The sequence below is a fragment of the Bacteroidota bacterium genome, assembly GCA_016706865.1.
Lineage (GTDB): Bacteria > Bacteroidota > Bacteroidia > Chitinophagales > BACL12 > UBA7236.
This window is the reverse complement of record JADJIS010000003.1, coordinates 20,872-46,332: the sequence shown is the minus strand read 5'-3', so window position 1 is coordinate 46,332 and position 25,461 is coordinate 20,872. Positions and strand designations below refer to the sequence as shown.

Annotated in this window: 21 protein-coding genes and 1 pseudogene; 16 read left to right on the top strand and 6 right to left on the bottom strand. The window is 36.2% G+C overall.

Annotated elements, in window-relative coordinates:
• Window positions 1-57: 57 nt before the first annotated feature.
• Window positions 58-810, top strand: a complete 753-nt coding sequence (locus IPI31_09850; protein MBK7568112.1) for a hypothetical protein — start codon at window positions 58-60, stop codon at window positions 808-810.
• Window position 811: 1 nt separating this feature from the next.
• Complete coding sequence (locus IPI31_09845) at window positions 812-2,140, top strand: 3-deoxy-D-manno-octulosonic acid transferase (GenBank protein ID MBK7568111.1); 1,329 nt, start codon at window positions 812-814, stop codon at window positions 2,138-2,140.
• Window positions 2,141-2,372: 232 nt separating this feature from the next.
• On the opposite strand, the gene IPI31_09840 is transcribed toward IPI31_09845, so the two are convergent.
• Window positions 2,373-3,128 (bottom strand): hypothetical protein, encoded by a 756-nt coding sequence (locus IPI31_09840; protein ID MBK7568110.1) that lies wholly within the window; start codon window positions 3,126-3,128, stop codon window positions 2,373-2,375.
• 67 nt (window positions 3,129-3,195) lie between these two features.
• On the opposite strand from IPI31_09840, the gene IPI31_09835 reads away from it, so the two are divergent.
• A complete protein-coding gene (locus IPI31_09835; GenBank protein MBK7568109.1) occupies window positions 3,196-3,765 on the top strand; it encodes a thymidine kinase in 570 nt (189 codons plus the stop codon).
• Window positions 3,766-3,861: 96 nt separating this feature from the next.
• A complete protein-coding gene (locus IPI31_09830) occupies window positions 3,862-5,454 on the top strand; it encodes a T9SS type A sorting domain-containing protein (protein MBK7568108.1) in 1,593 nt (530 codons plus the stop codon).
• Window positions 5,455-6,259: 805 nt separating this feature from the next.
• On the opposite strand, the gene IPI31_09825 is transcribed toward IPI31_09830, so the two are convergent.
• The 3 genes from IPI31_09825 to IPI31_09815 form a co-directional block, all read right to left on the bottom strand.
• A complete protein-coding gene (locus IPI31_09825) occupies window positions 6,260-9,250 on the bottom strand; it encodes a T9SS type A sorting domain-containing protein (protein ID MBK7568107.1) in 2,991 nt (996 codons plus the stop codon).
• A 107-nt stretch (window positions 9,251-9,357) separates the two neighbouring features.
• Window positions 9,358-10,230 carry a lipoyl synthase gene (lipA, locus tag IPI31_09820; GenBank protein ID MBK7568106.1) on the bottom strand — a complete coding sequence of 291 codons (873 nt, stop codon included), beginning with the start codon at window positions 10,228-10,230 and terminating at the stop codon, window positions 9,358-9,360.
• 15 nt (window positions 10,231-10,245) lie between these two features.
• Window positions 10,246-11,061 carry a hypothetical protein gene (locus tag IPI31_09815; GenBank protein MBK7568105.1) on the bottom strand — a complete coding sequence of 272 codons (816 nt, stop codon included), beginning with the start codon at window positions 11,059-11,061 and terminating at the stop codon, window positions 10,246-10,248.
• A gap of 57 nt (window positions 11,062-11,118) precedes the next feature.
• Here IPI31_09815 and IPI31_09810 point away from each other — a divergent pair.
• The 7 genes and pseudogenes from IPI31_09810 to IPI31_09780 all read left to right on the top strand — a co-directional run bounded on the left by IPI31_09810 (window position 11,119) and on the right by IPI31_09780 (window position 17,409).
• Window positions 11,119-11,524, top strand: a pseudogene (locus tag IPI31_09810) (OsmC family protein).
• Between the two features lie 365 nt (window positions 11,525-11,889).
• Window positions 11,890-13,230 carry a peptidoglycan synthetase gene (locus IPI31_09805; GenBank protein ID MBK7568104.1) on the top strand — a complete coding sequence of 447 codons (1,341 nt, stop codon included), beginning with the start codon at window positions 11,890-11,892 and terminating at the stop codon, window positions 13,228-13,230.
• A 14-nt stretch (window positions 13,231-13,244) separates the two neighbouring features.
• Window positions 13,245-14,015, top strand: a complete 771-nt coding sequence (locus IPI31_09800; protein MBK7568103.1) for a ribonuclease H-like domain-containing protein — start codon at window positions 13,245-13,247, stop codon at window positions 14,013-14,015.
• A gap of 2 nt (window positions 14,016-14,017) precedes the next feature.
• Window positions 14,018-14,761, top strand: a complete 744-nt coding sequence (locus tag IPI31_09795; protein ID MBK7568102.1) for a polyprenol monophosphomannose synthase — start codon at window positions 14,018-14,020, stop codon at window positions 14,759-14,761.
• A complete protein-coding gene (gene corA / locus IPI31_09790) occupies window positions 14,754-15,848 on the top strand; it encodes a magnesium/cobalt transporter CorA (GenBank protein MBK7568101.1) in 1,095 nt (364 codons plus the stop codon). The genes IPI31_09795 and corA overlap by 8 nt, the downstream gene beginning before the upstream one ends.
• 30 nt (window positions 15,849-15,878) lie before the next feature.
• Window positions 15,879-16,670 (top strand): outer membrane beta-barrel protein, encoded by a 792-nt coding sequence (locus IPI31_09785; GenBank protein ID MBK7568100.1) that lies wholly within the window; start codon window positions 15,879-15,881, stop codon window positions 16,668-16,670.
• Window positions 16,671-16,782: 112 nt separating this feature from the next.
• Window positions 16,783-17,409 carry a CHAP domain-containing protein gene (locus IPI31_09780; protein ID MBK7568099.1) on the top strand — a complete coding sequence of 209 codons (627 nt, stop codon included), beginning with the start codon at window positions 16,783-16,785 and terminating at the stop codon, window positions 17,407-17,409.
• A gap of 284 nt (window positions 17,410-17,693) precedes the next feature.
• Here IPI31_09780 and IPI31_09775 read toward each other — a convergent pair whose 3' ends face one another.
• On the bottom strand, window positions 17,694-18,998 hold the full coding sequence (locus tag IPI31_09775) for an anthranilate synthase component I family protein (protein MBK7568098.1): 1,305 nt from the start codon (window positions 18,996-18,998) through the stop codon (window positions 17,694-17,696).
• Window positions 18,999-19,602: 604 nt separating this feature from the next.
• Window positions 19,603-20,871 (bottom strand): adenylosuccinate synthase, encoded by a 1,269-nt coding sequence (locus IPI31_09770; protein MBK7568097.1) that lies wholly within the window; start codon window positions 20,869-20,871, stop codon window positions 19,603-19,605.
• 963 nt (window positions 20,872-21,834) lie between these two features.
• Here IPI31_09770 and IPI31_09765 point away from each other — a divergent pair.
• The 5 genes from IPI31_09765 (at window position 21,835) to IPI31_09745 (ending at window position 25,113) form a co-directional block, all read left to right on the top strand.
• Window positions 21,835-22,734 (top strand): T9SS type A sorting domain-containing protein, encoded by a 900-nt coding sequence (locus tag IPI31_09765; GenBank protein MBK7568096.1) that lies wholly within the window; start codon window positions 21,835-21,837, stop codon window positions 22,732-22,734.
• 208 nt (window positions 22,735-22,942) lie between these two features.
• Window positions 22,943-23,332 (top strand): hypothetical protein, encoded by a 390-nt coding sequence (locus IPI31_09760; GenBank protein ID MBK7568095.1) that lies wholly within the window; start codon window positions 22,943-22,945, stop codon window positions 23,330-23,332.
• 87 nt (window positions 23,333-23,419) lie between these two features.
• Complete coding sequence (locus IPI31_09755) at window positions 23,420-24,163, top strand: TPM domain-containing protein (protein ID MBK7568094.1); 744 nt, start codon at window positions 23,420-23,422, stop codon at window positions 24,161-24,163.
• Window positions 24,164-24,252: 89 nt separating this feature from the next.
• Entirely contained in the window at window positions 24,253-24,897 is a 645-nt protein-coding gene (locus tag IPI31_09750) for a hypothetical protein (protein MBK7568093.1), read from the top strand.
• 39 nt (window positions 24,898-24,936) lie between these two features.
• The gene (locus IPI31_09745; GenBank protein MBK7568092.1) at window positions 24,937-25,113 is read left to right on the top strand and encodes a hypothetical protein; all 177 of its coding nucleotides are present in this window, start codon (window positions 24,937-24,939) and stop codon (window positions 25,111-25,113) included.
• Window positions 25,114-25,461: the final 348 nt, after the last annotated feature.

Genomic DNA, 25,461 nt, shown 5'->3' with positions numbered 1-25,461 from the left:
AAGGAGGTGGAAGGCGTTCACAAACTCCACAATCTTTGTAATTTTGACCCTCTTAACATGAAATATATTTTTTTTACCCTTCTTCTTGTTTGTTCTGTCTCAATTTTGACCGCACAGGTAAATTTGAATGATAGCTGCGTTTCGGCTAATATCATCACCATTGATCTAGGTATAGGCCTTCCTGCTGCTGATCTTGCCGACCGATTCGGTCCGCACGCAATAGTTGGGGGTGGTTATCAGTATAAGACCAACAAAAACTGGTTATACAGTATTAGCGGAGCGTTTATATATGGAAGCGCAGTGAGAGAGGATACCATTGTAAACAATTTGAAGAATGAAGAGGGATATATAGTAGGAACAGACGGACTTCAATATGATCCGATTCTTTGGGAAAGCGGATTTACCGCCTCAGTACAGGTAGGTAAGATCACCAATTTATTAAGCATTAATCCCAATTCCGGAGTAACTTTTATGGGGGGAATTGGTTTTTTGCAGCATAATATCTGGATCTATATCGACGAAACCGCAGTTCCACAGCTTTCAGAGGAATATAAAAAAGGATACGACAGACTTACGAATGGCCTTGCCTTTAACCAGTATATCGGATATTATTTATTCAGCAATAAATATTTTGTGAATTTTCGTGCAGGTATAGAGATAACAGAAGGCATTACCCAAAACCGGAGATCCATCAACTATGATACTCAAATGAAAGATGATGCCACCAGAATTGATATGATGATTAATTTCAAATTGAGTTGGAACCTACCTATTTTTGAACAACCCACCCGTAAATTTTATACAAATTGATATGAAAGTAGTTGCTATTGTTTTTGTGCTGGGGATAGTGTTTGGAGCATCTATGTTGCTCTTTCAGCAATTTTATTACTCCATTTTTGTTAGATGTTATCACACCTTAATAAGAATTGCTTCTCTTTTTAATAAGAAAGCATCGTTATGGGTAAAGGGCAGAAAAAATTTATTTGAAAATTTAAAACCCCTCTTTCAGGACAACAATAAAAAAATCGTTTGGATGCATTGCGCTTCCCTTGGTGAGTTTGAACAAGGCAGAACGGTAATGGAATCGTTAAAGTCGAAACATCCCGAAATAAAAATATTACTTACATTTTATTCACCCTCCGGATATGAAAATCAAAAAAATTATCCCTATGCTGATCATGTATGTTATTTCCCCGCAGATACCGCTGCAAATGCAGAAAAATTTATATCTATTGTTAAACCGGATATTGCCATTTTTGTAAAATATGAATTTTGGATACATCATATTAATGCGTTACATAAAAAAAACATTCCCTTATTTTTAATTTCGGGAATATTCCGGAAAAAACAACTGTTTTTTAAATGGTATGCACACATTTTCAGAACAGCCTTAAAAAAATACACACGCATATTTGTTCAGAATGAAGATTCTTTAAAACTGCTTCAGCACATTAAAATAACAACGGCAGAAATTTGTTTCGACACACGTTTCGACAGAGTGAAAACAATTTCAGAAAATAGAAAAGATTTTCCCGAAATTGCTACGTTCGTGAAAGATCACAATGTAATAATTGCAGGAAGTACCTGGCCGAAGGATGAAAAATTACTTGCCAAAGCCTTTTATCGTTCACTCGTATTTGTAAATTTTAAGATCATTATTGTTCCGCATAATATTGATGAAAAGTATATGCGCAAAACAAAAAAATTATACAAAAAATTCTCTCTGATCTATTCTGAATTGCATAAAGCAACAGAAGCAGATCTTATCGGGAAAAGAGTATTGATCATTGATAATATCGGAATGCTTTCATCGCTGTATCAGTATGCAGATATAAATTATATAGGTGGAGGGTTTAATAAGGGCATACATAATTGCCTGGAAGCCGCTGTATATGGCAAACCAATACTTTTTGGGCCGAAATTTAAAAAATTTAATGAAGCTGTAGAATTAACTCAAAGAAATGCTGCATTCGATATACGCGACTACAATGAACTATTGAACAGGATAAACCTGATGAATCAATTTCAATTTATATATACAGGTGCCGCAAGCGATGCAGAAGATTATGTTCAATCACATCTGGGGGGAACTCGTAAAATTGTTGAAGCAACTTTGGAACAATTGACAATTGATAATTGACAATTGACAATTGATAATTGATAATTAAACAGCCGTGTTAACGTAATATTTGGGATTTAATTTCTAATTTGACTTGCCAAATAAGAAGTAATAAAATAGGAGCCGAAATTTTTTCCAAAATTTAACTAAATCCCACCCTTTGTTTTCCCGTGTCTCGTGTCCCGTGTCCCATGTCCCGTGTCCCATGTCCCATGTCCTGTGTCTCGTGTCCTATGTCCCGTGTCCCAATTCATTACTCAAACTTCAACTTCACCACTTCCAAAAATCTTTCCACCGATTCTTCTTCTGAAAAATTGTATTGGGAGGATAATTCATTTTGAATATATTTTTTCACTTCTTCAAACGAATTCATACTGTTTATTGTTTTAAGTACAGCGGAATATCCGTTTACATCACCTTTAAATAATTCTTTAATAAAAAATAATTTATCATTCAGGTCGATAACACTGGTAATTTCCTTTGCCTTGTGTGAATGAATTCTTTCCGCTAAGGTCTTTTTATTACTTGCCAATTTCACATTGAGAGCCTTGTTCAGTTCCTCTTCTGCATTTTCCTTTAATTTATGAATTGGTTTTTTTTGTTCCTCCACCACAGGTTTAATTTCCTCTTTTATCTTCTCTGCATATGGATTTACCATAACCTTTGGAATCTCTTTTTCAGCCGTTATTATTTTCTCAACCGGAGCAACAATTTCCTTTTCCGGTTTCTCTTCTTTAAATATTATCGGTGGAACGATCTCCTCAGGTAAAACTTTTGGCACTACCTTTTCTGCAGGAATAATAGGAATTATAGGAACAACATTTATTTCCGGCTTTTTTTCCTGTTGTGTTCCTTCACTTATCGAATCGAGTTTATCCTGCAATTGACGAACATATTTTTTCAACAACTCGACTTCAAACTTATCCAGTTGTCCGTCACTTTTAACTGAAGCAAAAAGCAAGTTCAATTTGTCGATCAGTATTTCTATTTCCGTGATTTTAGTATCCATTTTTAATTATGTAGTTTTAACCAACTTGTAAACGTATTTTCGTACCAAAAATAATATTTGCAAAATTATGTTTATTGAACCTCATCTGAAAGGAGAACGCCTTGGTTGGATAGAAGTAATTTGCGGATCGATGTTTTCCGGCAAGACTGAAGAGCTGATTCGCCGCCTGAAACGCGCCCGCATAGCCAATTTGAAGGTTGAAATATTTAAACCAGCCATTGATACCAGGTATGATGAACAAAATGTTGTTTCTCACGACGAAAAATTTATTGTCTCCACTCCGGTCAACAATTCGCTTAATATTCTTTTATTGAGTGAGGGTGTGGATGTTGTTGGTATTGATGAAGCCCAATTTTTTGACAGCGGACTTGTGGAAGTATGTGAACAAATTGCTGTAAGAGGCACCCGGGTTATAGTAGCAGGACTTGATATGGACTTTCGGGGCAAACCATTTGGTCCCATGCCCGATCTGTTGGCCATAGCTGATTATATCACCAAAGTTCATGCGATCTGTATGCAATGTGGCAATATTGCATCACGCTCATACAGAAAAGTAAATAATAATGCACAGGTTCTGTTAGGAGAAAAGGAAGAGTATGAAGCCCGCTGCAGAACGTGTTTTCTTAAGGATAGTTAAGCAAATCAAAAGTGTTGTTAACTGACACTCAAATGACCGAGTTCCATTTGAAATTTGTATATTTGTATGGAAAATAAATCTTGAAAAAGGAAAGTTATGAAAAAAAATCTTTTACTTATTACATTTTTGATAATTGCAGCTTCCATTAACGCACAAGCTCCTCTAAATTATCAAACAGATGCTAAATATGGCAATACGCAGGTTTCGAATGCCAAAACAGCAACAAAATTTGATGTGACCAAACCGGTTTCTACTGCCGGCGAACGGGCACTTAACTATTATTGGGTGAATTACTCCGATGCCGTTGACTACGCATTAAACGGATGGACCCTTGAAAATCTGGCTTCAGTGCCACTATGGCCGGATTCTACAACTTATGTTGTAACTGGAACCGGGGAAGATTTTTACTGGTACGGACATGGATATTCCCATATTTTTGATCCAATTTCAGAATATGTATCTGATTTTGTTGATGATAACTTTACTGTTATTGGTGATGCTGACGACTGGTTTAATGAAGATCACGCATTTGATGTCGACTCTGTTCGCTTCTACTACTTTTATGACAGGTTCAACGATTCTTATACTGATACCTTGAAAGTGTATGTTTTTGCACCAAATTCCAGTGTTTATCAGGAAGGATACTACATTGATAATGATGCGAACGGCGATTTTGATGAAGGAATTGACATTAGTCTTTTCTTAACAAAATACAATTATCAATACAACAGACCAAACGGAACATATACTGAGTATACTTTCCTAATGGATAATGAAGATACAGCAAGTTTCAACATTGCTTCTGTTACCATTCCTTTGGATCTTACTATCAACAAAAACTCCCCCGACCATTTCGTAGGAGTAGCGTTCCAGTATATTCCAGGTCAACCGTATGAATTAGGTGATACCCTTTTAGATTTCACTGATCCTCCGTTTTTGATCGAAAACCCATTGAATCGCTTTTGGTTACTGTGTAACGAAGAACTTTTAGAAAGTGCTCCGGTTTCTTGGTCTGAATATTCTGATAATCAGGATGGTTTTGCCAGCTCTGATGTTCGTTATAATATTTCTGCTACCGGCTGGAACGGATTTTATGTTAGCACCTTAGCTTACACAGATCCTTTTGCCTGGGAACATGCATATATTGACTGGTATGTAGCACCAAAAGGAGTAAATTTCCTTGCTACCACTCCGTCTCCCTGCGTGAGTTTACAAAAGAACTTTACGGATCTTTCCAATTTCGCAGCGGTTCCTGATGATGCAACTTATTACTGGGAATTTGGTGACGGTGCTGTAAGCACTGAACGCAATCCTACTCATATCTATGGTTCACCAGGTACTTATGAGGTTTGTCTTGCTGTAGATTATGGTGGATCTGCTTACGATTATTGTAAAAATGTAACAGCAGATATTTGTGTTGGTGTTGATGATATTGACAACTTAACTTCAATCAGCATTTTCCCTAACCCTGCTGATGATGTATTAAACTTAAGTTTAACCTTTGGTGATGCTCAGGATGCAATGATTTCTATTGTAAATATGGCTGGTCAGGTTTTATATACTCAAAATACAGGTATAGGTACTATTTTCAATACTACTATTGATATCAGTGCTTATCCTGCAGGAGTTTACATGGCTAAAATTTCAAATGGTGCTCAGTCAACCATTAGAAACTTTGTTGTAGAATAAGAAATAATTTAAGTCATTTTAAACCTCCCTGTTTTTCAGGGAGGTTTTTTTATGCTCTATATATTAGTAATGTTACATGGCTGGATAGATGACATTACCCGTTGATTGAACAATTGTGAGACCATCGCTAAGCGAGATCTTCACTCTCTCCGTGGCCGTGGTTGGTGTTTTCACTGATCACTGCAGTGCGAAAAAAGTGTTGGCTGCACAAAGATTTTGGGTTAATCCGTTAGTGAGACCCCCGTTAAGAGCATGAGCCTCACTAGACCCAGGTTGAAGATTTTGCAAATTCCATATTTTGTTTTTTTGTACATATGCCATTAGTGAGACCCTCTCTAGGAGCGAGAGCCTCACTAGCTCCGAATTGTTGTAAATCCCACCGTTTGTTTTCCTGTTTCCCCTTTACATTCTCCCATGTTGTTGTTGTCAAGTCGTGTCCCATGTCCTTGTCCAATGACCTTTAGTTAGTGAGACCCTTGCTACGTGAGCGAGAGCCTCACTGGTTCCGGGTTTGGAGATTAATGTTTTCCTGATACTTGATACTCTCATTATAGATGTAGAATATTTAACCGTGATCTCCAATGGTAAGCTTCAGTAATCTTAATTTGAATAGGGATTAAACCCTATTGCGGTACTAAAATTCCTGCCACTTCAGTAAGATCATAAACCAGAAAGGTATATAAATTAATAAAGTAAGATTTTACTTCAAATCGATGATAAGGCATGACATGATCATCACCCTTAACAATTAAAAAAACCCTTCCAGAAAAACTGAAAGGGTTTTGAATATATTAATTAGTAAACTTTAAAATACTGCCAATCTGCGTGAAATCACATGTCCGTTAGCATTGAACACCACCAGATAAGAACCTGGATTGAGATCTCTTACATCTAAATAAATAGTATGTGATCCTTCTGTATAATTGGATGTGCCAAAGTTCGCAACCGTTACTCCCGACATATTAACAATGGTGATCGTCATCATCGTTGGTTCGGATACAATAACATTTGCATTGGTATAAGAGTCAGCCGGATTTGGTGATAAGGTTATACCGGCAATTATTTCCTCCTGAATTGGACCGGAACTCACGGTTGTAAAATCGCAAGTGGCTGTTGCAAGGTTAGTTGCACGATAATATCCATTTCCATGAGTACCAATATATATTGCATAACATTCTATTTCACGGATCCAATCTTCTCTGATTTCAAATACAGGAACATTACCCGGACCAACTTCACCATCTACAGCGCCGGTTTCCTGGGTCCAATCGCTTCCGGAGGTAAGGGAATAACTCCAAATTCCAAATTCAGTTGCAATTAACAGTTTATCATTATCTGAAATATGCATTAATATATCATAAACAGGGATATTAGGTAAAGAACCACCATCTGATATACATTCAAAAGTAGCAAGATCGCCATCTAAACAATTGTCGCTATACCAAACATTTTGGTCAACACCGTAACCTCCGATGGAAATTGCAATATCATTTGCATCATCGCGATTAATACTAATACCTGTTATTTTTCCGGGGAAAACATTAGCATAGGTAAAAGTGACAATTCCTGCATCTGTAGCATTAAATGTTTCTGCGGTTTCAGGATTTCCATCAGCATCAACATATTCTAAAGCTGCAGTTAAGATCCCGCTAACTTTATAAAGTCTTCCATTTTCAGTTCCAACATAGGCAATATCTCCGGTGTTATCATATTCTATTGCACTGATAGAACCTGAGGTTGCAGGTAAAATCTTAAACCAAGCCGGTGCTTCCGTTGAATTGTAAAGTGCACCATTTGTAACCCAAAGATTATTTTTTACACTTTGATATAATCTTGATTCAGAAATACCGGATTTATTTAATAAAATATCGCGTCCTTCATAATTTACTACATCGCCTTCAGAATAAAAACTACCGCTACCAGCAGGGTATTCTACAGATTCGCCTAGAAGTATTGGAGCAAAGGTGCTGTATAATTCATAATTTTCCCATAAAACGAAAGGAGTAACAAAGTCGGTGCCTCCATCGGCCAAACCATCCTGAGTACAGGAAGCAACGCCGCCGTCAATATTACAATCGTAAATGGAACTCATGGATGCACCTTCATTTACAGAACGACGCAATACAGCTCCATTTCCATTTGCAGTTACTGAGAAAAAGGTAGCGAATAAATATTCAGGTCTGATTCTGGAAATTTCTGCTTTTCCACCATCACCTCCTAATACTTCAACGGATTGCAAAACACTGTTGAGATCAAAATTTACATATTGAGTACCATTATCCTGTGATCCACCCATTGCCTCACCTTCAATTCCGATAGCAATACCGTGACTTTGATATAGATTCAGACCTTTATTAAGCGTTCCATAATCGGGATACTGTGCAGAAGCATTTGTAGTTCTTGATACTCCACCATCAGATCCGAAATACATGATCTCCGGATTTTCAGGATGAAATACAATGAAGTGATGATCGGCATGTATATATTTTGCATACCAGGTAGGGTATCCTGAACTGGTCATTGGTGTCCAGCTTTGGGAAATTCCAACCCATGTCCATGATTGAATTTGACCACCGATATATATTCTTTGAGGATCAACAGGACTTACTGCAATACACATGTTCCATTTAGCATTTGCCAATGTACCATTTGGATTAAAGAATTCTGAAGCCTCCTCTGTAATTTGAGTGAAGTTTTCTCCATGATCTACAGATTGGTAAACTCCTTGTAATCCGTAAGTGCCTGTTTTAGCAGAATATACATAAACATAATTTTTATCTGAAGGTGCAACTGCCAAAACTCTTCTGATGCTGCCGGTTGGCATTCCTGCACCAAGTTCTTCCATTGTTCCCGGATCAGTTGGAGAAGTAGAGCGATAATATTTGCGCAAACTTCCTGAAATAGCATGTAAATATCCTTCGCTATCAAATACGGCATCGTCAGATATTGCTGATAATGGCGAACCACCACCCTCGCAATTATTCCAAACCACACCACCATCTGTAGAAATTTTTAAACCTGTGTTTGTAGCAGCAACAATTGTATTAGCATCCAAAGGACTGCAAACAACTCTGTTTACATAAGCCCAGATAGCTCCGGAGGAACTTCCAATTTCACCAGGAGTAGGTATTGTTGCTGTAAGTTGTGTAAATGTAGGTAAATCAGTTCCGGTTACTGCGGCTGCTTTGTACATTCCGTCGCCTGCAAAACCGTGAGTATAACTTCCGAAACTTCCATCATAATAATCGGCCCAATATTCACCTGTTCCGAAATATATATCTCCATTGGAAGCCTGTGCCATTGCACAAACCAATAAAGAACTGAATTCGTCATTTTGTGGATGAGGCAACCAATCGAGACCACCATTATCCGTATAAAAAATTCCACCGCTTGCGCCGCCACAATACATCCTTTCAGGATTTGTTCTATCGATCAAAATAACACGTGTTCTTCCACCTACGTTATTCGGACCAAATCCTTCCCATGCAAGATTTAAGAGGGAACCACCACGGTCACCACTATTCACTTTTGCTCTATATTCCCGCATTTGTTCACGGGCAGCAAAAAGATCAGCTTCCTCAACCTTACCGGTTAAAGGATTCGCACGCATGCTGTTGATCCATTTCGCATAACCATCCGCTCTCGCCTGTTTTAATTCCACTTTGGCATTATACCTGTCAATTGTGCCATCAGGCATTCCTGCAACATCGTCAGCTCTGTATCCCCTCACCAGGAAAAATGAAACAAGGGCCAAACTGAGTAATGAAAGACCGAAGATTGTAAAATTCCTTTTCATGTATCGCTATTTTTGGTAAAAATATGAAATTAATTTAACACTAATTAACCGCTTATTATTTATGACGGATTAATTACAAATTTATTCTTTTTTGCTACTGTAAAACCTTAAAAAACATGTCGTTCTGCATGATACGACGAACGAACAAGTGGGCCGCTTTCCACATATTTAAAACCTTTTTGTAAACCTATCTCCTTATAATGTTCGAACATTTCGGGTGTTACAAATTCCTTTACCTCAAGATGCATTCTTGTGGGTTGAAGGTACTGACCTAAAGTAAGCACATCACAACCGTTGGCAACAAGATCATCCATAATTGCGTAAACTTCTTCTTTTGTTTCGCCTAAACCCAACATTACTCCGGATTTTGTTCTTTTTCCAAAATCTTTTGTCCGGCGGATCTGTTCCAGACTTCGTTCATATTTTGCCTGAGGCCTTACAAGCCTGTAAAGCCTTTGAACCGTTTCCATATTATGTGAAACCACCTCTTGTCCGGGAGAGATCATTGTTATAAGTGCATCCCAACTTGCTTTTACATCTGGTATAAGTGTTTCAATGGTTGTGGTTGGTGATTGTTTTTTTATTTCTGTAACTGTTTTATTCCATATAAATGCACCTCTGTCGGCCAGCTCATCGCGGTTCACGGAAGTAATAACGGCATGTTTTACTTTCATCAGCCGAATTGCGTCTGCAACACGTTCCGGTTCATCCAAATCCAATTCTGTTGGACGCCCTGTTGCAACAGCACAAAAAGAGCAGGAACGGGTGCAAATATTGCCCAATATCATAAAAGTTGCAGTTCCTTCCCCCCAACATTCACCCATATTAGGGCAATTTCCACTTTCGCAGATGGTGTGTAACTTGTGGTCATCAACAATTTGCCTCACGTTGCGGTAATTTTCGCCCGTGGGAAGTTTTACTTTAAGCCATTTTGGCTTTCTAATACGTTCAGAATTTTCTACTACGGAGAGTTCGATCATTTTCTTCAACCTTTTTTACCACTTCTTGCCAAATTGTAAACTCAGATATAAATAAACAAAGTAGGGTTTATTGTTTTCCGAAATAAGAATAGGAATTTCTTTTAAATAGATCTCTGTTCCTAATCCTACTTCCATTGCTTTTACAAAATCATCATATGTTGCCCAATCAAAATTAAAACCTGATTTGGCAAAAATACCGGGAGCAAATTTAATTTCATTAAATCCAATACTAAAACCGGAAGCGCCATAAATACTTGTTGCATCCAAAAATAAACTTTCTGTCTCAGGAGTATATTTTATTGCTCGGGTAAGATCACTGCTCTCACCGGTGGTATTAAAAATTTCTAGATAATAAGGTTTTATAAATCCGGCAGAAAAACCGCCCGCATAATTAAAACTAACCTGAAACCCACTCTTTTCGGCCTTCTCGCCAATCATTAGCTTTTGACCAAGAGCAGCTTTTACATTAAAAAAAGAATTTTGTTTACCATAAATAAAAGGTTTTGGAGATTCGGGACCAATGGTAAATTCGTTTACGCGTTTTGCCTCCTTTGGATCGTTGATAAATCCCAATTCAAAGTAATAAACACGTTTTTTATCGAGGTTGATATCTTTGGTATAATCACCAAAAATACTCCAGCCTGCAGTGCTTAATTTTCCGCCAATACTGAATTCACGTTCATAACCAACGCTTTTGGTTTTATTGGAGGGAGAGGTAATTTTATTTAGAATAACCGGCTTCGAATTATTTTCAAGCGTTATTGTGGTATCCTGGCCATAAGCCTGAAATACCCCTAAAACCATCAAAAAAAACACCAATCCACATTTCATCGGATAATATTACGAATTTTGTTTGAGAATAGTTGCCAACAGAAAAAAAATATTGTCATGATTATATCAAAAGTAGTTTATTCCGGCGAATTAAGAACAATTGCCACACATTTATCCTCTTCCACCGAAATTTTTACAGATGCTCCACCCGATAATCAAGGAAAAGGAGAAGGTTTTTCGCCAACCGACCTAATGGCCACGGCAACTGCAAGTTGTATGCTTACTATAATGGGAATTGCCGCTCGTGCATAATTTGCCTATAGAAGGAACCAGTGTTGAAGTTACTAAAATTATGGCAAGCAATCCCAGGAGAATAGCTGAAATTCACTGCAGGCTTACAATACCTCCTATCAATCTTGATGATAAACAAAAACAAATACTGGAAAATGCAGCCAGAACGTGCCCGGTGATTCTGAGCCTGTCGGAGAAGATCGTGAAAATTATTGAGTTTACCTATCTATAAATAGTAAAGCCTGATCAGCTTGGTATGATCAGACTTTAAAAAAATATTTAGATTTTGATCAGGTGTTGGTATCTAACTTAACACCGCCAACTTCTGTAATTTTATTCGGACAGCCCTCTTTAGAACCGCAAGAACTCAAGGAAAATGTTAAGATCACAGCTAATCCGGCTGCAAAAAAAACTTTAGAGATTGATACTGATTTAAACATAATTGGCAAAATTACTAGGTTAACTTTAAAAATTGAGGAAAAGTTCAACCATATTCTTCTTTAGATTTATCAACGTAAAGATATAAAATTTATTTCAAATTCCACAATCCACAAGTGCACATATTCATCTATTGTTGTATTGTTATACCTTCGGTGCATGCAAATTCATTTGATCGCAATAGGCGGAGCCGTAATGCATAATCTTGCTATTGCACTTAAAACTAAAGGATTGACCGTAACAGGTTCTGACGATGAAATTTTTGAGCCATCCCTTTCGCGGTTGCAGAAACATAATTTATTACCCAAAAAATATGGTTGGTATCCGGAAAATATTCATTCAGGGTTAGATGCAGTTATACTCGGAATGCATGCAAGGGCAGATAACCCTGAACTTTTGCGTGCAAAAGAATTAAACCTAAACATTTACAGTTTCCCCGAATATATTTACGAACAAAGTAAGAATAAAATACGCGTAGCCGTTTGTGGAAGTCATGGTAAAACAACCATCACATCCATGATTATGCATGTTTTAAAAGATCAGAAACTGGATTTTGATTATCTTGTTGGAGCTCAACTTGCAGGCTTTGAAACTATGGTGCAAATTAGTGATGCACCACTAATGATTATTGAGGGAGATGAATATTTTGCCTCTCCACTTGATAAACGTCCTAAATTTTTACATTACAAAGCGCAAATAACGCTCATCAGCGGAATTGCATGGGATCATTTTAATGTTTTCCCCACCTTTGAGAATTACACCAATCAATTTAAAATTTTAATGGAAAGTTTATCCCCTCAACAATTATTGATATTAAACGAAGAGGATCAGAATATAAACTCACTGTTAAATAATTCGAAGGTAAAAGCGGAAATAAAAAAATATTCTACTCCTGATTATTTTTTAGAAAATAATGCTTTTCATCTTCAATTTGAAAATAAAGTTTACATTTTCGAAATTTTCGGTAAACACAATATGCAAAATATGGAAGCTGCGCGATTGGTTTGCAATGCATTAAATATTGAAAATGATGTTTTTTATTCTGCAATGGAAAGTTTCAAGGGTGCCGCAAAAAGATTGGAAATTTTATATAAAAATGATTCCGGAATTGTATTTCGCGATTTTGCACATGCTCCATCTAAAGTACAGGCCACTGTTGATGCTGTTAAAGAACAATATCCCAAAAGAAAATTAATTGCGTGTCTGGAACTCCACACCTTTAGCAGCCTGAACAAAACATTTATCGCTCACTATAAAAACACCATGAACAAAGCTGATGTAAGGATCGTTTATTTTAATCCGCATACAGTGCAATTAAAAAAATTGCCTGAACTGTTGCCGGAGGAAGTAAAACATTTTTTTAACGACGACTCACTGCATGTAATTAATAATTCTGCACAGCTTTCAGAACTGCTAAAAATGTTAAAGAGTGTGAATACCAATTTTCTTTTAATGAGTTCCGGAAATTTTGATAACCTTGAATTTACTATTTTAACATAAATTTGCCGATATATATGTTAAAACTTGATAAACCTTTAGCTTTTATTGACCTTGAAACAACAGGAATAAACCTAAGCAGCGACCGAATTGTAGAGATAAGTATCCTGAAAATACTGCCCGACGGGAGTCAGCAGAGCAAAACCATGCGGATAAATCCGGAGATGCATATCCCGGAAGCCTCCTCCGTTTTTCACGGAATTTTTGATGCAGATGTTAAAGATTCCCCAAAATTTAAGGATGTGGCAATTGAACTGCGCGACTTTTTAAATAATTGTGATCTTGCAGGTTATAACTCCAATAAATTTGATATCCCTATGCTCGCAGAAGAATTTTTAAGAGCAGATACAGGTTTTGACGAAAACCGTCGTTATATAGATGTGATGCGTATTTTTACCTTAATGGAAAAAAGAACCCTGGAGGCTGCTTACAAGTTTTTTTGCAACAAGGAGTTAATTGATGCGCATAGTGCCGAAGCAGATGTTAAAGCAACTTATGAAGTATTGGTAGGCCAATTGGAAATGTATAAAGATCAATTGAAAAATGATGTTCAATCACTGCATGAATTTACTAAGGATGGCGACTTTGTTGATTTTGGCAGAAGGATGATCTTAAAAGATGGAATAGAATATTTTAATTTTGGAAAATACAACGGACAATCATGCGCAGAGGTTTATAAAAGAGAACCACAATATTTTGATTGGATCTACAAAAGTGATTTTTCACTCCACACCAAATTAAAATTAAAAATGATCGAATTCAAAATTAAAAATCCAAAAATAAATTAACGTTGCCCTCTTCACTTATCGTAATACCAACTTATAATGAGCAGGCAAATATTGCCGAAATGATACATGCCGTGTTATCGTTGCCGGAGCAATTGCATGTATTGATAATTGATGACAATTCACCCGATGGCACGGCAAAAGAAGTGGAACAATTAAAGGTAAAATATCCCGACAGACTATTTTTACAGTCCCGACCCGGAAAACTAGGTTTAGGCACAGCATATATAGCCGGATTTAAGTGGGCTTTAAAAAATAATTATGATTATATAGTGGAAATGGATGCCGATTTTTCTCACAAACCATCCGACCTGCCCAGGCTATTAAAAAGTTGCGCCGATGGTGCTGATGTTGTGATCGGTTCAAGATATGTAAAAAATGGAAATGTGGAGGATTGGCCTTTTAATAGAATTTTTATTTCCAAAGGTGCCTCCCTTTATGTAAGAATGATAACAGGAATGCCTGTAAAAGATACCACCGCCGGATTTGTTTGTTATAAAAGAAAGGTGTTGGAAACAATAGATCTGGATAAGATCAAATTTATTGGATATGCATTTCAGATCGAATTAAAATTTGCGGCGTGGAAATGTGGATTTACATTAATGGAAATTCCAATTACCTTTAAGGACCGAGAAAAAGGAATATCCAAAATGAGTAGTGGTATATTTAAGGAGGCGGTTTATGGTGTGATAAAAATGAAATGGAAGAGTATCGGAAATTCCTATAAAAAACAGATCGCACATGAATGAATCCAACAAAAAACCGGTAACCGGTCATTTAAAAAAAACCACACACCGACGTAAATCAGGTTTACCTCCCGGCACTCCTGTTTACACCGGTAATAAACGGCATACTGAAATTGGCGTAAGTATAATTAATTACAATGAAACTGCATATACAGAAGAACAATTTGCTGAAGGTGGAAATTATTTAGTAAAACAACCTAAAGATTATATTTCCTGGATAAATGTAAATGGTTTACATAATGAAAAATTAATCGGTGAGATCGGTGCATTTTACAAATTGCACAATCTTATTCAGGAAGATATTCTAAATGTATTTCAACTGCCTAAGGTTGATGAATACACAGAAGATGATATTATTTATGTTACACTGAATGAATTTTATTTTGAAAATGATCATTTACAGCGCGATCAGATCAGTTTGATTCTTGGTAATGGATTTGTTTTAACTTTTCAGGAGGATGAAGGTGATTATTTTGAAGTTTTGCGCGACAGAATACGAACAGGAAAAGGAAGAATGCGCAAAAAAGGATCCGATTATCTTATGTACGCATTAATTGATGCTATTGTTGACAGCTACTTTATTGTGCTCGATCATTATTCTGCGGAACTGGATAAAATTGAAAATAATATTTTTGTTCAGAAAAATAAAAACCATTTAACCGACATTCATAATATTGGCAAAGATTTTATTTATTTACGACGAAGTATAGCGCCTCTTCGGGAAGTGATATTTAAATTGATGAAGGAGGACATTATTTTAATTGAACCTGATTCTAAACATTTCCTGCGCGATTTGCAGGATCATGTTAACCAGGTAGTGAATCAGATCGATACCGACCGCGAATACCTGGCCGGTCTTGTGCAAACAAATATGGCCAATATGAACAGCCATATGAATGAGATCATAAAAGTGCTCACCTTGATTTCCGCCATTTTTATCCCTTTAACCTTTCTTGTAGGTGTTTATGGCATGAACTTTGAAAATTTGCCGGAACTCACATGGCGATATGGTTATGCGGGTGTTTGGGCTGTTATGATCATCATTACGATCATTCAGTTCATCATTTACAAGAAAAAAAAGTGGTTATAACACATTCATTTATTATTTAATTTTACAATTATGAAAAAACTTACACTCTCTGTTGTTTTTGTATGCACAGCCTTTTCCCTCATGGCACAAACTACTCACCCGGTTAAAAAATCGGCAGTATTTTTTGGATTGAACTTCGATCTGGGTATTCCAATGAACGATTTTAAAACTTACAACGACGAAGTTGCCGTTGGCGGTGGATTTAACTTGTTTTTCCAACCATCGGTAAAAATTCCGGTATTAGTGGGTTTTGACCTTGCATTTATGAATAATGGTTTTAAAACCGAGGACAAAACACTTACCGCCGATATAGTTGTTGATGGAATAGTTATCGATCAATTGTTATTCCCCATGCGTATCGAAACCTCTAATACTATTTCTACCGGTCATTTGAATTTAAGAGTGCAATCGCCAACTAAATTTTTTAAACCTTATGTGGATGGTATTCTTGGATTTAACAATTTTTCCACTAAAACTTCTATTTACGACGAATCGGAAGAATATTATCTGAGTGAAGAAGATAATCCGCTGATCACCAGTTCCAAACAAAATTCCGACTGGACCTTTAGTTATGGAGGTGCTGCCGGTTTAATGATAGAACTGAATGAAAATATGTTGATCGATCTTAGGGTTGCCTATTCGCTGGGTGGAAATGCTTCATATTTTGTGGAAGATGATATCGATGAATGGGAGGTGGTATTTAACACCATTCCTACCAGTCAGGAAGAAGTTGATGAAGAGGATATTTCCATTGCCGCTTTCCCAAAAGAATCAAAAACCGATATGATCCTTGGAACAGTGGGAATAACTTTTAAATTCTGACAAAAAATGATATTTGTAAAAGGCCGCCAATTAAGGTGGCCTTTTTTATTAAATATGGATTGCAATTTCATCTATACCAATAAATTAGGTAGATTCGTTAGATTATTGAAGCATGATCACAAGTAAACATCCCGCAACAAGAAATTTAAATATTGTATATACAATTATAGTTGTGTTATGTCTGGCAATAGCATTATTTATTCTGCAGGCATTAAATTTAGTTTTTCCCGACAATTTAAAATTCAAGGTAGGAACTCCCATTGATTCTTTAAATCATGTAGTGGTTTATTATAACGGAGAAACTTCCAATGTAACTGCAAAAAATATTTCAAAAGATGGATATAATATCGGATTACAATGGCAATGTGTGGAATTTGTAAAAAGATATTATTACGAACATTTTAATCATGTAATGCCGGTGCCGGGAGGTAATGCAAAAGATATTTTCGATCGCAATTTACCCGATGCATCCTATAATGAAAAACGCGATCTCGTTCAATATTCCAATGCCAGTTTAAAAAAACCTTCCGTAGATGATATTTTAGTTTTTGATGGTCATCTCGGAAATAAATACGGACATATTGCAATTATTTCCAAAGTATCAGAAAACTCCATCGAGATCATTCAACAAAATGCCGGCCCCGATGCCCCAAGCAGAGAAGAATTAAAATTAGTTCTGATAAATGATAGGTGGAAGGTGATGAATAGAAGGGTGCTTGGATGGATGAGGATAGAGTAAGATTCGAAGGGAGAAGATTCGAAGAATCGAAGGGGAAGTCCTTGAAGATTCGAAGGGAGAAGATTCGAAGAGTCGAAGAGGAAGGTTCTAAGATTGAAAAAGGAAGGAAGGTTGGGGAAAGGATAAAAAAGGTGTATCCTAATTAATTGAAAATTTTACATTTAAACGCTAACTTTTAGTTAGAAATAAAATTTATCACTTTAAATCCATTCAAGTCCTATATCACATTTCCACTGTCCTATGTCTGTCCTATGTCGTATGTCCTATGTCGTATGTCCTATGTCCTATGTCCCACCCCCAAAAACCCCTACAATCCCACTCAACTTCAACACGCACTCCTCATACTCTTTCTCTGCTACCGAATCAAAAACGATTGCCCCTCCTACCTGAACGGAAATATATTGTTGCAATGCATCATATATTATACTTCTAATTACCACATTAAAATCAAAATCACCTTCAGGCGAAATATATCCGAAGGCGCCGGAAAATAATCCGCGTTTTGATTCTTCGTAATTTTCGATTAGTTCCATAGCCATCACTTTTGGTGCGCCGGTCATGGAGCCCATTGGGAAAGTATTTTTTAAAATATCTGAAATTAAAATATCCTCTTTTACATTTGCCGAAATGGTAGAAACCATTTGATGCACTTGTTCAAAAGAATAAATTCCGAATAATTCATCAACCTTAATTGTTCCGGTTTTTCCAATGCGTGCAAGGTCGTTGCGCACAAGATCCACTATCATCACATTTTCTGCGCGGTCTTTTTCGCTGTTGTAGAGTTCAGTTTTTAATTGTGCATCAACCAAAGGATCGGAGCTGCGTTTTGATGTTCCTTTAATAGGTTGAGAAACAATTGTATCGCCCTTCTTTTGTAAAAACCGCTCCGGACTCGCGGAGATCAAATATTTATTTTCCCATCGAAATAAAACGGAAAAGGGAGCTTTGGATTTTTTGCATAATTCCTGAAAAACAATAAGTGGTTCTATGTTAACATTTTCACTATAAAATTCCTGACAAAAAGTTAATTCATATACATCACCGTCGATAATATTTTTGCGGATCTTATTTATTTTTTCGAGATAATCTTTTTTCGGTATCCGAGGTAATAAATTAATATTATTGCGTTCAAAATTTATATCACTTTTTTCCTCACAAATATTATTAAAAATTTCTTCACCAGTGGAAGTTATGGAACTTTCTAAAAGAATTGAAACTTTAACTTCCCCATTTTTTACCCTTACAATAATCTCCGGAATAAAAAACAACATATCCGGAAACGCGATCCTGTCTTGGTTTTTAGACGATAATTTTTCACTCTCATTTTTCAGATCATACCCCAGATAACCGAAACACCACTCCTTATAGGTATCTATAAATTGCTGTAATTCCGCAAAAGCATTTCCGGCATTTGCAATTAAACTTGCATAATTTCCCGCCGCAAATAAATAATCAAATTCCGTCTCCCCATACACCGCATTATCACAAGAATCCAAAAAAACAAAATGTTCAAACCCTGAAGAATAATTTAGCAGTTGATTGCGAAATGATTGATTATCTTTTACACTAAAAACATTTTCGATCCGCATATCATTTTTTTTTGCCACTAAGGCGCTAAGGACGCAAAGTTACGCGAAGTAATTACAGTAATATAAAACTTAAATTTCTCATATGAATTTCATTATCATGCCTGAGAAACATTATAAAGTTAAAAGTATAAAAAAACTTTAATTGATTGAAAAATTAAAATTCGGAGGAACATTCATCAATGTTACAAACTGCCCACTGCCCACTGTTGACTGCCAACTCTTAACTACCACTGCTAACTGTTAACTCTCGATCTTCCAATTAGTTCTACTCGAAGGAACATTCATCAATGATACAAACTGCCCACTGCCCACTGTTGACTGCCCACTCTTAACTGCCTCTGCCAACTGTTAACTCTCGATCTTCCAATTAGTTCTACTCGAAGGAACATTCATCAATGTTACAAACTGCCCACTGCCCACTGTTGACTGCCCACTCTTAACTACCACTGCCAACTGTTAACTCTCGATCTTCCAATTAGTTCTACTCGAAGGAACAATTATCACTTTTACAAACTGCCCACTGCCACTGCCTACTGCCACTGCCCACTGTGACTCCCTTTTTCCAATCCGACTATATGCTCGACCCCTTCCTAAATTTCCATCCTCACAATATAATTAACTTCTCCCTCTCCGGCCCCGCCGACAACATCGACACCTTCACCTTCAATTCCCATTCTAAAAACTGAATATAATTTTTTAGCTCGAGTGGAAGCGAATCTTTTGTTTTACAATTATCAAGATCACAATTCCACCCTTTAAACGTTTCATACACAGGTTCAATTTCTTCGTCCACAATTCCGTATGGTAATTTATCCGTTATCTCGCCATTGATTTTATAGGCAACACATGCTTTAATTTCTGAAAAAGTATTTAACACATCAATTTTCGTAATTGCAATTTGTGTAACACCATTAATAATTATTGCATATTTCAACGCCGGTATATCTATCCAACCACAACGTCTTGGTCGCCCTGTGGTTGCACCGAATTCATTTCCTAATTTGCGTAATTCTTCTCCCGTTTCATCAAATAATTCGGTAGGAAATGGTCCTGATCCAACGCGAGTGCAATATGCTTTTGATATACCAATAACTTCCTTAATTTTTTGCGGAGCCACCCCTAAACCTGTACATACTCCGGCGGTAATGGTATTGCTCGATGTAACAAAAGGATAAGTGCCATGATCCACATCCAACATCGAACCTTGCGCACCTTCCGCAAGAATTCTTTTTCCCGCAACAATTTGATCCTGCAAAAAATATTCACCATCAACAAAAGGAATGTCCTGCAAATGTTTTATCGCATCCATCCACTCCGTTTCGTTCGGAACTTCAATAGATACACCATCATAATTTTTCAACAACTGAAAATGTTTTTCCTTCAGTTTATTGTATTTATCCAAAAAATTCGGACTCTCAATATCGCCAACCCTAAGCCCGTTTCTACCGGTTTTATCCATGTATGCCGGACCAATTCCCTTCAATGTGGAACCAATTTTCTCCAGGCCTTTAGAAGCCTCGCTGGCTGCGTCGAGCATTTTGTGGGTAGGAAGTATCAAATGCGCCTTCCGGCTTATCAGGAGCCTGTTAGCCACCGAAACACCCGCTGCCTCCAGTTTTTTTATCTCCATCCGGAAGGTTATAGGGTCGATTACCACCCCTGCGCCTATCAGGTTGATACAATTTTCCAAAAAGATACCGCTGGGAATAGTGTGCAAAACGAATTTCTCACCGTTGTTCAAAATAAGGGTATGTCCGGCATTCGGTCCGCCCTGAAAGCGCGCCACCACATCATATTGTTCCGCAAGATAGTCCACCACCTTGCCCTTCCCCTCATCACCCCACTGCAGCCCTAATAATACATCTACATTCATAATAGGAATTAAGGTGCGAATTAAAAGAAGATTGGGCGAATTTTAGAATTTAGTTTTCAACGTTGGGGGGACAGGGGAATCGGAAAACAAATGATGGAAAAAAAGGGGGAACGCGGATGACGCTGATAGGGCGGATTTAAAGGGATAAAAAAAGGTATGATTTAGCAAAATTTCAGAATGAAATTTAAACTCCTTTCTCCTTTCTCCTCTCTCCTTTTTCCGGTTTCCCAAATTTTCCTTTGGATCTATAATACTCCAATGTTACAAACTGCCAACTGCCACTGCCAACTGAGACTGCGACTGTGACTGCTACTGCCAACTGCCCTTGCCAACTCCTCATGGCGTGCCCCTGCGGGTCAGGCTTTCCGCTGCAACTCCTCGCCTCGTGCCTCGGCTGTGGGGTTTCCGCTACAATCCTTCACGCGGACGTTTTCTACCAACAAAATGTTTATTTACCCCAATTTTTCTGGGAACCCAATAATTTGGCATACAAAAAATGCAGAAAAACGAGGTTTTAATGAAAAATTTGTAAAAAGATTAGGGAGAGAGCATTGTTCTTAATAATATTTTATTCAGTATTTAGAATACGGAAATAATTTTTATTGGCTTTACGAATATGTGTTAAGCGGTTAAAGCGGATTGAAGGTTGAATATGTTGGGATTTAAGGGGTGGTGGAAATTTTGTAGTTTCGTATATTAATTGTTATAGGATATGCTTTTGCAATATTCATCATCTCTTCAGGACAACAAAACCTTTGACTTTGACAGTTCCTAATTGATTCGATTTGATACTTATTTTTCGCTTACTTTACAGACACATTTAATTCAATTACTATGAAAATCATTTTTACTGCATTGCACTTGCAGACTCTTTTACTTTCTATTTTAATATTGACAAATATTTCATTTTTGATTAAATTTGATGACCGAAATACAATTGTTAAACAATTTGTAAAACAATGAATGAAAGCATTTAAATTTAATTTAATTCAATACTCAGCACTATCAGCTTGTTTCCTGGCATTACACCAAAATGCCAGGGGACAGGCTGTTTATACAGATATGGATCCGGATATTGTGTTAGATAGTGATAATGAATCCGCTGGAATTGATATGGACATTAGTGGGACAAATGATTTTGCCTTCATTAATAGAACTGGGTCATTTTCAACTTATTCTTCAAATTATGTTTCTTTTTTCGAAGTAATAAATGTTGGTCCTCTTTCCCCTAATAATTCAATTGCCGGACAAATTCATATCATAAGCCCATCTTATGGAGGTTCATGGATATATTTGCCTTATGCACTAGCTGAAGGTAGTTTATTGAATAATAACCTTTTATTTTATAATGAAGGTTATCAGGTAATGGCATATCGATATATTCAAGCTGATGGCGATTATTTTCCAAAAGGCGGCATCTGGTACCCTGAAGTTTTGGATCATTTTTTAGGTGTTCGTTTTATAGACACCTCGGATTGTTTGCATTATGGTTGGATTAGATGTGATATAAAGGACAATGGCAGAACACTCGTAATTAAAGATTATGCATATGAAATAAAGTGCAATACCGGTATTTTGGCAGGAGACACTATTGGAGACACGTCAACAGTTAACCTAGAGGAAATTAATCTCTTCAATGTCAATATTTATTCATTTAACAGCGATGTCTTCATTCAATTTCAGGAAATTTCTGAAAATTATTCGTATAAAATATTAAATTTATCAGGAGCAAAAATATCTTCAGGAATTTTGTCAGGCAAGAATAGTATTATTTATAAGAGCATTAAACCAAAAGGATATTATTTTGTAGAAATTTATAAGGGACGCCAGACATTTGTAACGAAAAAAATATTTATTAATTAAATTAAATGGTTTTGAATTTCCAATTATTGAAATCTTTACCCGCCGCACATCCTATAACAAAAGCTTTGCAAAATGACTGCGTGAATCGTAAACCTGAAACTTTTATTTCCATTTGATAATTTTAGTAATCATGAATCATTGCGCTTCAAATACCGCCACTTCGCAAAGCCCGGAACGTTCTGAGTCATTAACCTAAACTATTTTAAACATGAACAAACTTTTCATAATCCTAATCATCTTTTCCTTTCAGGCCGGAAAAGCGCAAACGTTAAAATGTACAGAAATGCATACAGGTAAATTTGAATTGAAACATGATAATTCACCGGCTGTGTCAATAATTGAACGAACAGACACACTTCAAATTGAGACAAATGAGTATCTGAAGGTTAAAAGATCATATAAGGTTATATGGATCGACGATTGTACTTTTGAGTTACATGACAGAAAAGTGTTAGAAGGGGAAACGCCCATTAACGGTAAACCGACAGATGTTTTAACAATTGAAATTATAAAAATTGATGGCCAAAATGTATACATCAGATTATCTTCAAATTATTCTGATATGGTGCGTGAAACCGTTATGACTAAAATTAATTAATGACGGTTTAAAAGGCACTTGTGCAAGCTGGGTGACGACTTTCTAAGATCATATTAAATTGTAATAGCAATATAAAACAAACCTACCATGAGACATTTTACAACATTAATATTTCTGTTTTTTTTCGGATTGATAGCAAAAAGTCAAGTGGTTATTGATAATGGAGCATTTTTTACAGAGAAGGAAGTGTCTGATTTGGAGGATAGGTTGCAAATTTTAAAGGATAAAAGCACTGTTGAAACCTTGATTTATACAACTATCGATTTAGCCGGAAAAACTTCATTGGATTATGCAAAGGAATTATTTCATAAATATCCGGCAGGAGTAAAAGGGATCAATAACGGCATAATTATTCTTCTTTCAAAAAATGATAAAAGACTTCAGATTCTAGTTGGTTTAGGATTAGAGTGGGTACTTTCCGATAGTGAATGCCAACTGATTCTTGACCAAATGATACCCTTTTTCGAAAAAGATGAATATCATAATGGACTAAATAAAGGAATCGACCTAATTAACCAAAAGGTAATTGATATTGAATGGGAAGCTCATAAATTTAAGAAGATCTCGGATAAAAAAAATGGCAAGATCTTTAAAATTGAATATTCAAATAAGACTGAAAATTCAAAATATAAATACGCAATTGACACTGATCCTCAATTTTCTGATGAATTTAAAATAATACTGACTATTAACGATAAAGAATATAATTTATATTACACAAAATATATGAATGACCTGATTGCAAAAATACTTACTAGTGATAAGATTACAGTGTATTTTAGATTGAGTGATTTTGAAAACAACAAACTTGAACTTATAGGAATTGAATAATTTATGGCGCCTCACACGAGAAATATTGGATAATAACAAAATCCGCAAACCGTCACTGGCCAACTACCTATAATATTATTGGCAACCTTATGTTTAGACTACTAACTCTTATACTATTATTTTCATATTCTTTCACGACGAATGGTCAAGAGAATATTTATGGTAAATATTGCTATTGGCATATCGTTCATGGACACTGCCTCGAGATCAAATCAAATAACAACTTTGTTTTAACGGAAAGCGGTAATGTGTATCCCACTCCAACTTGGACAGGAAAATGGACAACTTATGGAGATACAATTATTTTGACATTTGACTCCAACTCAATGGGGACATTTACACATATTATTGAAAGCGAATATTTGATACGAACAAATTTGAAAAAGAGTATCCTGGTCAAAGACACCTTTCAGCTTGAACCACCTGGTTATCTCTATAAGAAAACCGGTTATTATAATGATGGAACGATTAGATGCGAATTAAATTGGCGAGATATTTCAACTTTTAATTTTATACCAACTCCCTCTGGACAATGGAAGTTTTATTTTTCAAATGGAACATTACAGAGAACTGAAAATTACAAAAAAGGTAAACTTAATGGTGAAATTATCAATTATGACAATGAAGGAAACTGTATAACAATAGAAAAGTGGAAGAATGGTAATCTCAAGAAAACGAAAGGATGCCCGAAACAGACTTTGCCTACAAACTTAAAAGAGAACAAAAATGGCTGACAGAATAGAACTATTTTAGCGGAAACACAACAATTTGGCATGCAAAAAATGCAGAAAAATGAGGTTTTAATGAAAAATTTGCAAAAAGACTTACATGACAGAAAAATATTAGAAGCTGATACACCCATTAACGGTAAACCGACAGATATTTTAAAAATTGAAATTATAAAAATTGATGGCCAAAATGTACACATGGGTATCTTCAAATTATTCTGATATGGTGCGAGAGACTGTCATGACAAAAATTAATTAATTGCAGTTTATAGCGTATTTGTGTAAGTTACGCAACGACCTTCCTACATTAGATTCCGATAAAATAAAATATCATTTTTTTTAATAAAGTTTCCGATTAGTTAACTCTGCAAAATAGCCGGATCATGATTTATACCGTATAATTTATTATAAAATTTCCATTTTTATTAATAATTTTTTGATTACCTTAACCGCCATTGAAAATTGTTAATTATAAATCGTTATGCTGACTGCTCCAAATAAACTGTACAAATAATTCCACACAAAATACCCGGAATTTATTTGTAAATGCGTTTTATTTTTGCCTCAGCC

Coding starts and splice junctions, on each gene's coding strand:
- IPI31_09760 (MBK7568095.1), top strand. CDS start 22,943: ATGAACAAACTTTTCATAATCCTAATCATCTTTTCCTTTCAGGCCGGA.
- IPI31_09780 (MBK7568099.1), top strand. CDS start 16,783: ATGATCACAAGTAAACATCCCGCAACAAGAAATTTAAATATTGTATAT.
- lipA (MBK7568106.1), bottom strand. CDS start 10,230: ATGATCGAACTCTCCGTAGTAGAAAATTCTGAACGTATTAGAAAGCCA.
- IPI31_09805 (MBK7568104.1), top strand. CDS start 11,890: ATGCAAATTCATTTGATCGCAATAGGCGGAGCCGTAATGCATAATCTT.
- IPI31_09770 (MBK7568097.1), bottom strand. CDS start 20,871: ATGAATGTAGATGTATTATTAGGGCTGCAGTGGGGTGATGAGGGGAAG.
- IPI31_09835 (MBK7568109.1), top strand. CDS start 3,196: ATGTTTATTGAACCTCATCTGAAAGGAGAACGCCTTGGTTGGATAGAA.
- corA (MBK7568101.1), top strand. CDS start 14,754: ATGAATGAATCCAACAAAAAACCGGTAACCGGTCATTTAAAAAAAACC.
- IPI31_09825 (MBK7568107.1), bottom strand. CDS start 9,250: ATGAAAAGGAATTTTACAATCTTCGGTCTTTCATTACTCAGTTTGGCC.
- IPI31_09785 (MBK7568100.1), top strand. CDS start 15,879: ATGAAAAAACTTACACTCTCTGTTGTTTTTGTATGCACAGCCTTTTCC.
- IPI31_09850 (MBK7568112.1), top strand. CDS start 58: ATGAAATATATTTTTTTTACCCTTCTTCTTGTTTGTTCTGTCTCAATT.
- IPI31_09845 (MBK7568111.1), top strand. CDS start 812: ATGAAAGTAGTTGCTATTGTTTTTGTGCTGGGGATAGTGTTTGGAGCA.
- IPI31_09750 (MBK7568093.1), top strand. CDS start 24,253: ATGTTTAGACTACTAACTCTTATACTATTATTTTCATATTCTTTCACG.
- IPI31_09755 (MBK7568094.1), top strand. CDS start 23,420: ATGAGACATTTTACAACATTAATATTTCTGTTTTTTTTCGGATTGATA.
- IPI31_09765 (MBK7568096.1), top strand. CDS start 21,835: ATGAAAGCATTTAAATTTAATTTAATTCAATACTCAGCACTATCAGCT.
- IPI31_09815 (MBK7568105.1), bottom strand. CDS start 11,061: ATGAAATGTGGATTGGTGTTTTTTTTGATGGTTTTAGGGGTATTTCAG.
- IPI31_09800 (MBK7568103.1), top strand. CDS start 13,245: ATGTTAAAACTTGATAAACCTTTAGCTTTTATTGACCTTGAAACAACA.
- IPI31_09775 (MBK7568098.1), bottom strand. CDS start 18,998: ATGCGGATCGAAAATGTTTTTAGTGTAAAAGATAATCAATCATTTCGC.
- IPI31_09840 (MBK7568110.1), bottom strand. CDS start 3,128: ATGGATACTAAAATCACGGAAATAGAAATACTGATCGACAAATTGAAC.
- IPI31_09745 (MBK7568092.1), top strand. CDS start 24,937: ATGCAAAAAATGCAGAAAAATGAGGTTTTAATGAAAAATTTGCAAAAA.
- IPI31_09830 (MBK7568108.1), top strand. CDS start 3,862: ATGAAAAAAAATCTTTTACTTATTACATTTTTGATAATTGCAGCTTCC.